Below are 8,283 nucleotides of genomic sequence, written 5' to 3'. Positions count from 1 at the left end.
CGGGAGGTGCCACCCCGCACTAGACTCAACTGCAAATCTATCCGTCGAACCGGGTCAACCTCAGACGGCGCTGACTCGCAACGGCGCCACGTTCTTTGGAGAACTGCGCCCTGGCCTGTTCGCATCGCTCGGTTGCAATGGCGCGGGCGTGCTGAAAGGTACGACATACGGCAAGTTGTTGGGGGAGATGGCCATGGGTGCCCAGTCCTCGCAACTGTCAGATGCGCTCAGTCTGGAGGGCCCTGGCTGGCTGCCTCCAGAGCCTATCAGGCGCATTGGCGTCGTTTCGTCGATCAGGTATCAGGCCGCACTCGCCGGACCTGAGCGCTGATTTTCCATTGCCAACGTCACTCCAGAGGAATGAAGATGCCTGAAATCAAGCGTAGCCATGTAGGCAAGCGTCTGTCTGAGGTCGCGGTCCATCAGGGAACAATCTATCTTGCAGGTCAGGTGCCCGAAGACATCACTCAGGATATGGCCGGTCAGACGCGTCAGGTGTTGGCGTCGATAGATGCGCTGCTTGCGGAACATGGATCGGACAAATCCCGCATCCTCTCATGTCAGATCTTCCTGTCTGACATGTCACAGGCCGCTGCGATGAACGAAGTGTGGGACGCATGGGTGATGCCTGGGCAGACGCCACCCCGCGCTACTGTAGGGGCGACCTTGGCGCAGCGGGAGAAATTGATCGAGGTCGTGATCGTGGCTGCTGTCTAGATTCATATATCTCGCTGGTTGTCGCCGCGCTGTGCGGCGATCGAGGCAGTTTGCACTTTGGACACGGCACGGCGGATTGGTGACTTTGCGGGCTGCAATGATGGAAAGCCGAGTAATTAGTTGGCGCCAACTGGTTTATAGTTTGGAAAACTAAATATATGTGCGGCTACTTCTCTTACCAGGCACGGCATTTCGGAACGTGCGAGGGTGTGGCAATAGCCACGTATACTGCGAAATTATGACTGCCTCGATAGGGCCGACCGGCCCCGATCTGTGGGGCCGGTCAAGGAAAAGCCGTGAGGCGTTAGAAGGCAGTGCGCAGGCCGATTCGCGCGATGGCTTGTGAAGCGCTGCTCGAGGATCCTGTTGGATCCATGATGCCGTTGATTGCCGCCTGGACGCCTGAGTTCGCGCGTTGGTAGACGCCTTGGGCGTACACCATCGTTCGCTTCGACAACGAATAGTTCAACGTTGCGCCAATCTGGTTGGCGTGATTGTTGTCGAGAACGTCGTTGCCCTTCATATACATATAGCTCGCACCGAAGGACCAGGCAGGCGTGATCTGCCAACTCGCGGCGACCTGTGCGGCGTACGCCGCAGCGCCCGAAAACGAATTGCGCACGGTCACGAAATCAGCCACGGTGTAGACGGGTCCGAGAACGTAGTGTGCTCCAACGCCCCAGTTCCAGATGGGGATTTGCGGCGAACCATTCGAGGACCCCGGATATTTCTTCTGTGTGTAGGCTGCTCCGAGTCCGAACAGACCCGCTGCGTAGTTCAGGCCAAAGTTCATCGCAGAGTTGGACCCAAACGAGCCGGCGACGCCGCCGGATGCAATCGGCCAACATGCACTTGTTGTCGATTTGCGTAACCCTGTCTGGTATCAGTGTAGTGGGCGCGCAATCAGTTCTTTATGTGCTCGCGGCCACGCGCTACCCGTTTGCCAATCGCGGCACGGGAGTAGGGGCAGCAGTCGGTGTGGGGCGGTTCGGCTCGATCGTAGGGCCGGCAGCGGCTGGGCAGTTGCTCGCGGTGGGCAAAACGGCTGCGATGGTCATTGGTGCCAGCGTCCCTGTTGCCGCCATTGCCGCAGGGGCTGCTCTGTTTGCGCTCAATTGGCCCGATGAGAGGGATTGATGTAGAGGGAGGCCGTAGCCCCGCGCTCGCCGCCAGACAAAAAAACAGCCGGAGACGACGCTAGCTCATCCAGTACTCATCTGGAATGCTGCGGTCCGCTTCGGAAAGGAAAGGGTTATCGAGCGAGAAGGTCAGCCGTGATGCGATCTTTGCACGTGCGAGCGCATCCTGAATGTATGGATGGGAGTTGAACAGTCGCATATACGCGCCATTGCGATACGCAGCGACGAGCCCGTTTTCGATCGTCTGCGCCAGCGCTTCCTCGCCCGCGGCGACATAGAAAATGAAATCCGATCGATACTTCAGCAGGAGCCGGTTCTCGACCACGAGATCCGGCTCCTGCTGATGGCGGCCATCGAGTTCGGTAAATGCTTCAACCACGCCGCGTGGAAAATAGTCGACCCGGCCACCCTCGGTCATCTCGAACATCGTGTCATAGGTCGAGGTCTGGACATTCAGGCCTGCCGCTTTCAGGATCTTCGTGTCTATCCATCCAAGTCCCTGCCCGCACATGAATGCTTTCAGATCGGAGAAGTGCTCCACCCTGTCGAAATCGGCCTGGCGCTCCTTTCTGATGACGAAGACCCGGTAGCCAATCAGTCCACGATGTATTGGAATGCGCACCACGTTCCTGCCGCGCTCGGCTTGCGCCTCCATGCTGGTCCAATGCAGATTGATCATGCCATTGGGGGCCGACAATTCGGTTAGCGCGCGAGCGCGCTCCATTTCGATGTCGGCCGAGCGCAACGTATAAGATGCGTTGGCCGTTTTCAATGCCAGGTCGAGGACCGCGAGCGCAAACGCGGCGTGCGCGTCGCGGGAAGGCCGAATGCGCGGATAGACGATATCGAAGTGGGCGGCAAGTGCAGCATGTGCGCGAAGCGTTGTACCCGCCGCTCCCAGCGCCGCCGCACCCAGCGAGGCCAGTAAAAAGCGCCTGCGATGCATGGTCGGAATGTTGTGTCGACACAGGAGTGGCGTGCCCAAATAGGCGCTTGTCCGTCCAAACTTTCCCCCTGATCGTTGTTCATCCTGGCACGTCCTGCCCACGCTGACAAATCGTGGAATCCCGCAGTCGCGGTGTACGCCGGGCGGTTCCCGACAAGGTCGGTGCATCGCGTCAAACATCGGTTGACGCTCCGCTCCGGGAAACAGACAGGTTTGCCTTTCGCGTAGCTCGTGTCGCGCGGGGGCGAAGCCCGTAGAGCCGCCACGCGTTGGATTCAGGATTTCCTGACGGCACATTCAGCAGATCTGAGCCGTATTTTTCCGGGCTTCCTGACTGTTGAACGCCATTGGCTTCCGTACGATGATTTACCGAAACCGTCTATTTCAGCAGGCCCGTTATGAACGGTCATTCAGAAAGCCGCGAAGTCGCGGTTGAATTCCTGAACACCGCGTGTGAGCGCCTGTTCGAAATCTGGTGTGAACGCAGAAGCGTCATACCGCTTAGCTACCTGCTGCACTGCTGGCCATTGCCGGACAAGGGGTACGCGTCCGTGAAACGATTGTCGGAAGGATTGCGCGAGTTGGGCCAGGCGAATCCCGATGCCCTCAGCGATCGCATCGGGCCGATCCTTGGCGAGCTCGCTTCATGTATCGAGGAGATTCTGCAGCATCCGCGGATCTGCTTGCCGCGGGCGGTAAGCGATTCGCCGTCTGTGCGGCCGCTCCAGTACGTCATTTAGATTTTCGTCAGATCGATGAGGGCGCGTTTGATCCAGATCGAGCGCCGGCGCGGCCCAGCAAAAGTGAAAGCGACTGGCGGGCCTGGTCGGGCAAATGCTGAGGCGCCATCCTGTCGATGCGGCGGCCGGCGGTTCAGTACCGCGCAGCGGCAACGAGTGCAGAATAGACGAAACTAGAACCGTAGCGCTCGCGGGGATGTATGAAGCACAATCTGTTCGACGCATGGTGGAGTTTGATCCGCGACTTCAGGAGCAGCCTTGTGTGGCGGCTTCTCGTGACCGTGCTGCTCGTCAGTTGCCTGGTCACTGTGTTGCTGACCGCGTTGCAGCTTTACCGCGACTACCACCGTGGCGTGCAGCAGATTGAAAATCGCCTTGTGGACATTGAACGCAGCAATCGCGATAGTCTTGCAGAAGCGCTCTGGCGATTGGACGGCGACCAGCTACAACTGGAGTTGAACGGCATTCTGCGTCTCGCGGACATCCGTGCGGTGGAAATTCGCGAGACGGGGGAAGACGGGCCGTCCGTCTACTTGAGCGCTGGTCAGCGCTCCGCCGGTCCTGTTGTCGCCCGCGAGTTTCCGCTTCTCTATGACGTGCAGGGCAAAGAGCGGCAGATCGGCAAGCTCTATGTCGAGGCGACGCCCCTCAACCTTTACCATGATCTGATGCGAACCGCCGCGGTGATTCTGGTCACTCAGGCTGCCAATACCTTTCTCGTCTCGCTGTTCATCGTCTACATCCTGTCGCGTCTGGTGATGCGGCACGTCGCCGCCATCGCGCGCACGGCGGAGAACTACGATTTCCGCGAAGCGCCCCAGCCGTTCAGTCTCCAGCGCCGCAAACCGCGTCAGCCAGATGAACTCGACCGTGTGGCGAACGCATTCAATGCGATGGGTGCGCGGCTGTACTACGCGCATCGCGACGAGCAGGACGCAGCGGCGGAACGCGAAGCACGCGCTCTGGCGGAAGCGGCCAACCGGGCCAAGGGTGAATTCCTCGCCAACATGAGTCACGAGCTGCGCACACCGCTGAACGGCATTCTTGGCTACGCCCAGATCCTCGAACGCGACGCCACACTGAGCGGGCGGCAGCGCGAACGCGTTGCGGCGATTCGCAATAGCGGCGAACATCTGCTGACATTGATCGAAGACACGCTTGATTTCGCGCGGATCGAAGCGGGCAAGCTGCGCGTCGAAATTGGCGACGTAGCGCTGGCCGGGTTTGTCGATATCATTCGCGAGATTATCGAGGTGAAAGCGGAGCAAAAGCGCCTTGAGTTCGTCTGCGAAATCGCTGAGGATGCGCCCGACGGAGTGCGCGCCGATGAACGACGGCTGCGGCAGGTGATGCTCAATCTGCTGTCGAACGCGGTGAAGTTCACCGACTCGGGTTGCGTGAGCCTGCGTATCTCGAGGTCCGAGTCCAGGCGCGTTCGTTTCGAAGTGCGCGACACTGGGATTGGCATCGCCTCCGATCAGCTGAATACGATCTTCGAGCCGTTCGAACAACTGGGCGCGGCCGAGCGGCGCGCGGGAGGCGCCGGCCTCGGTCTGGCCATCAGCCGGCAGTTCGTGCATGCGATGGGGGGCGAGATCGAGGTGGAAAGCCGCATCGGGCAGGGCAGCAGTTTCCGGTTCGAACTGCCGCCGGCGAGCGGGTTGCCCGGGTTGCGCAAGGCGGCGGATGCCGCGCCGATTCCGTACCTGGCGACGGGCTACGAGGGGCCGCGCAGGAAGGTGCTGGTCGTCGACGACATCGAAGTGAACCGGGCAATTGCAGTGCATCTGCTGAGTCGTCTGGGCTTTGACACCGTCGAGGCGGAAAACGGTCGCGAGGGTTTCGAAAAGGCGCTGCGTGAGCAGCCGGCGCTGATTCTCACCGACATTGTGATGCCTGAAATGAACGGACTCGATTTGACACGCAAGCTGCGTGAATTGCACGAATTCGCGCACGTCCCGATCATTGTCATGTCCGCGAGCCCTTGCGGAACCAACAAGGTCTTGACCCTCGAAGCAGGAGGAAACGCCTTTCTGCCTAAACCGGTCGACCTCGACGCGCTGCTGGCCCAGATCGCCGCACTGCTCGGACTCAAGTGGATCTATGCGTCGTCGCTGCCGCCGTCCCAGCGCGCTGCCACACCCGAAATCAGCCTTGCAGCCGTACCTCGGCAACAGATGGAGGAACTGCATCATCTGGCACGCCTTGGCGACATGCACGAAATCATCGCCTGGGCCGAGAACATGGCGGTGCGCGATTCGCGTTATCGCTCGTTCACTACACCGCTCTGCGCACTTGCCCGCGATTATCAGTCCAAAGCCATACTCCATCTGGTCGAGCGACATCTGAATGGCGAGCCCAAGCCATGAACGATGCCAATCTGGCGGCCGGCGAACGGCCAACGATCCTCATAGCCGACGACACGCCGGCGAATTTCGGTGTGATCGTGGAGAGCCTGACGGAGCGCGGCTTTCGGGTACTCGTTGCGCTCGACGGCGAAGAGGCGCTCGAACGGGCGCTGTTTTCGCAGCCCGACCTGATCCTGCTTGACGTCAAGATGCCGGGTATCGACGGCTTCGAGACGTGCCGGCGACTCAAAGCGGATCTGCGCACCCGCGATATCGCGGTGATTTTCATGACGTCGTTGACGGGCGCGGAAGACATGGTCGAGGGCTTTTCGGCAGGCGGCGTCGATTACGTGGCGAAGCCAGTCCGTGTCAACGAAATGATGGCCCGCATCGAGACCCATCTTGCGCTGCGCGTGATGCACCGGCAGCTCGTCGCGCAGAACCGCCAGCTTCTGAACGAGGTGGCGGTACGCCAGCAGGCGGAGGCCGAATTGTCGCGTGCGCGCGATGCACTCGAGCAGAAGGTCGAGCAGCGTACGAGACAGTTGGCGGAGTCGAACGTGCGGCTGTCCGCCCAGGTCGATGAGCGCCGCCGGGCCGAAGCGAACTTGCAGGCGAGCGAAGCGCGCTTTCGCACGATCGTCGAAACCAGCCCGAGCCCGCTGTGCATCACGTCGATGCCCGAAGGTGTCATCCTGTACGCGAATGAACCGCTGCGGGAACTGTTCGGCCTCGAAACGCGCACCGGCAAGCTGATCAACATCGTCGATTTCTATGTGAACCCCGCGGATCGCGACCGGCTGGTGTCGCATCTGCGCAGGGAGGGGAGCTTCAACAACCGCGAAGTTCACCTGCGGCGCGCGGACGGCTCGCCGTTCTGGGCCATGGCGACCGCGCGGGTCGCGACCTTCGGCGACGCCCCGGCGATCTACGTTGGCCTGAACGACATTACGGCGCGCAAGCGTATCGAGCAGGAGCTGTTCGAATCGCGCAATCAGTTGCGCGAGTTGTCCGGCTATATGGAAGCGATCCGCGAGGAAGAGCGCAAGCGCATCGCCATGGAAATTCACGATGAACTCGGCCAATTGCTGACGGCCTTGAAGATGGACGTTTCGCTGTTGAAAATGCGCCTCGGCAAGGACCCGGACGCGATGCGCAAAGCCGACGACATGCGCGAACTCGTCGAAAAAACGATCTGGATGGTGCGCAACGTCGCGAATCACTTGCGGCCGGTCGCGCTGAACTTCGGGATCGTGTCGGCGCTCGAATGGCTGGTCGAAGATTTCAACCGGCGTAGCGGCGTGCCTTGCCAGTTGCACATCAACGGGGGCGAGCCGGCGCTGCCAGAGGCTTGCGCGACTGCCGTATTCCGTATCGTTCAGGCGTCGCTGACCAACGTCGGCCGCCATGCCCAGGCGACGCGGGCCGACGTGACGCTGACCAGCACCGCGACGGCGCTTGACCTCCACGTGAGCGACGACGGTTGCGGTTTTGATCCGGTCGTGGCGCGTACCGGTTATTCGTATGGACTGCTTGGGATGCAGGAGCGCGCCCGCCTGATTGGCGGGGCGATGACGATCGACAGTGCGCACAGCATGGGCACTGCCATTTCCATTCACATTCCGCTTACAGGCTGGGCAAGAGATGATTGACGTACTGATTGCTGATGATCACGCTGTCGTGCGTGGCGGCCTGAAACAGATTATCGCGACCACCACGGATATCGTGGTCGCCGCCGAGGCCGCGCAAGGTTCGGAAGTGCTCGATCGGCTGCGCACGAGGCGATTCGATCTTGTACTGTTGGACATGACGATGCCCGGCATCAGCGGGGTCGACCTGATCCGGCGCGTACGTGCCGAGCAGCCGCCGTTGCCGATCCTCGTGCTCAGTATCCACAACGAGGCGCAGGTCGTGTCGCGTGCGCTGCGCGCCGGCGCGACGGGTTATGTGACGAAAGACAGCGATCCGGACGTGCTGCTCGCTGCGATCCGCAAACTGGCGGCAGGCGGACGGTTCATCGACCCGAAGCTGGTCGATGCGATGGTCTTCGAAACGCATTCCGGCGACGCGCCACCGCACGAGGTGTTGTCCGACCGTGAATTTCAGGTATTGCGGATGCTGGCCGCCGGTCAGAGCATCAACGAGATCGCCGAGTCATGTTCGCTGAGTGCCAAGACCATCAGCACCCACAAGATGCGCCTCATGCAGAAGCTCGGCCTCAACAATAACGCTGAGCTGATCCGATATGCGATCAGGCACGGTCTAGTGACGGAGTGACCGTACTGTAAGGAAATCCTGAGCCCTGAAGCAGCGTTTCCCGAATCAACAATCCGGCGCCGCTGACTGAAGAATCCTCGCCATTGTCCCACGATAGTCAAATGCGAACCTGAAGT

Annotated in this window: 7 protein-coding genes and 2 pseudogenes; 7 read left to right on the top strand and 2 right to left on the bottom strand. The window is 60.6% G+C overall.

Annotated features, from left to right (window positions below; all coding sequences use genetic code 11):
* Together BN2475_RS34980 and BN2475_RS05795 are read left to right on the top strand one after the other, a co-directional pair.
* Nucleotides 1–331: pseudogene (locus BN2475_RS34980) on the top strand (NAD(P)/FAD-dependent oxidoreductase); the annotation flags it as partial.
* Nucleotides 332–366: 35 nt separating this feature from the next.
* Nucleotides 367–717 (top strand): RidA family protein, encoded by a 351-nt coding sequence (locus tag BN2475_RS05795; RefSeq protein WP_094778616.1) that lies wholly within the window; start codon nucleotides 367–369, stop codon nucleotides 715–717.
* A 304-nt stretch (nucleotides 718–1,021) separates the two neighbouring features.
* On the opposite strand, the pseudogene BN2475_RS05790 reads toward BN2475_RS05795, so the two are convergent.
* Nucleotides 1,022–1,546, bottom strand: a pseudogene (locus BN2475_RS05790) (porin); the annotation flags it as partial.
* Between the two features lie 2 nt (nucleotides 1,547–1,548).
* Between BN2475_RS05790 and BN2475_RS05785 the strand changes: the two are divergent.
* Nucleotides 1,549–1,854, top strand: coding sequence for a hypothetical protein (locus BN2475_RS05785; RefSeq protein ID WP_143325735.1), 306 nt, complete (start codon nucleotides 1,549–1,551; stop codon nucleotides 1,852–1,854).
* Between the two features lie 60 nt (nucleotides 1,855–1,914).
* Here the strand turns inward: BN2475_RS05785 and BN2475_RS05780 are convergent, their stop codons facing one another.
* Entirely contained in the window at nucleotides 1,915–2,802 is an 888-nt protein-coding gene (locus BN2475_RS05780) for a hypothetical protein (RefSeq protein ID WP_094778606.1), read from the bottom strand.
* A gap of 398 nt (nucleotides 2,803–3,200) precedes the next feature.
* Here BN2475_RS05780 and BN2475_RS05775 point away from each other — a divergent pair, with 398 nt between their 5' ends.
* From BN2475_RS05775 to BN2475_RS05760, 4 genes are all read left to right on the top strand, one after another.
* On the top strand, nucleotides 3,201–3,542 hold the full coding sequence (locus BN2475_RS05775) for a hypothetical protein (RefSeq protein ID WP_094778605.1): 342 nt from the start codon (nucleotides 3,201–3,203) through the stop codon (nucleotides 3,540–3,542).
* Nucleotides 3,543–3,742: 200 nt separating this feature from the next.
* Nucleotides 3,743–5,911, top strand: coding sequence for a hybrid sensor histidine kinase/response regulator (locus BN2475_RS05770; protein ID WP_094778604.1), 2,169 nt, complete (start codon nucleotides 3,743–3,745; stop codon nucleotides 5,909–5,911).
* Nucleotides 5,908–7,542, top strand: a complete 1,635-nt coding sequence (locus BN2475_RS05765) for a response regulator (RefSeq protein ID WP_094778603.1) — start codon at nucleotides 5,908–5,910, stop codon at nucleotides 7,540–7,542. The genes BN2475_RS05770 and BN2475_RS05765 overlap by 4 nt, the downstream gene beginning before the upstream one ends.
* A complete protein-coding gene (locus BN2475_RS05760) occupies nucleotides 7,535–8,167 on the top strand; it encodes a response regulator (protein ID WP_094778602.1) in 633 nt (210 codons plus the stop codon). Before BN2475_RS05765 ends, BN2475_RS05760 begins: the two co-directional genes overlap by 8 nt.
* The last annotated feature ends 116 nt before the right edge of the window (nucleotides 8,168–8,283 follow it).

Origin of the sequence: Paraburkholderia ribeironis (assembly GCF_900019265.1) — a bacterium.
Taxonomy (GTDB): domain Bacteria; phylum Pseudomonadota; class Gammaproteobacteria; order Burkholderiales; family Burkholderiaceae; genus Paraburkholderia; species Paraburkholderia ribeironis.
The sequence above is the reverse complement of the archived record's forward strand: the minus strand, read 5'-3'. Positions and strand labels throughout refer to the sequence as shown.

Bases quoted from the DNA above. Each gene is read 5' to 3' on its own strand.
- BN2475_RS05795 (WP_094778616.1), top strand. From the start codon at position 367: ATGCCTGAAATCAAGCGTAGCCATGTAGGCAAGCGTCTGTCTGAGGTC.
- BN2475_RS05785 (WP_143325735.1), top strand. From the start codon at position 1,549: ATGCAATCGGCCAACATGCACTTGTTGTCGATTTGCGTAACCCTGTCT.
- BN2475_RS05780 (WP_094778606.1), bottom strand. From the start codon at position 2,802: ATGCATCGCAGGCGCTTTTTACTGGCCTCGCTGGGTGCGGCGGCGCTG.
- BN2475_RS05775 (WP_094778605.1), top strand. From the start codon at position 3,201: ATGAACGGTCATTCAGAAAGCCGCGAAGTCGCGGTTGAATTCCTGAAC.
- BN2475_RS05770 (WP_094778604.1), top strand. From the start codon at position 3,743: ATGAAGCACAATCTGTTCGACGCATGGTGGAGTTTGATCCGCGACTTC.
- BN2475_RS05765 (WP_094778603.1), top strand. From the start codon at position 5,908: ATGAACGATGCCAATCTGGCGGCCGGCGAACGGCCAACGATCCTCATA.
- BN2475_RS05760 (WP_094778602.1), top strand. From the start codon at position 7,535: ATGATTGACGTACTGATTGCTGATGATCACGCTGTCGTGCGTGGCGGC.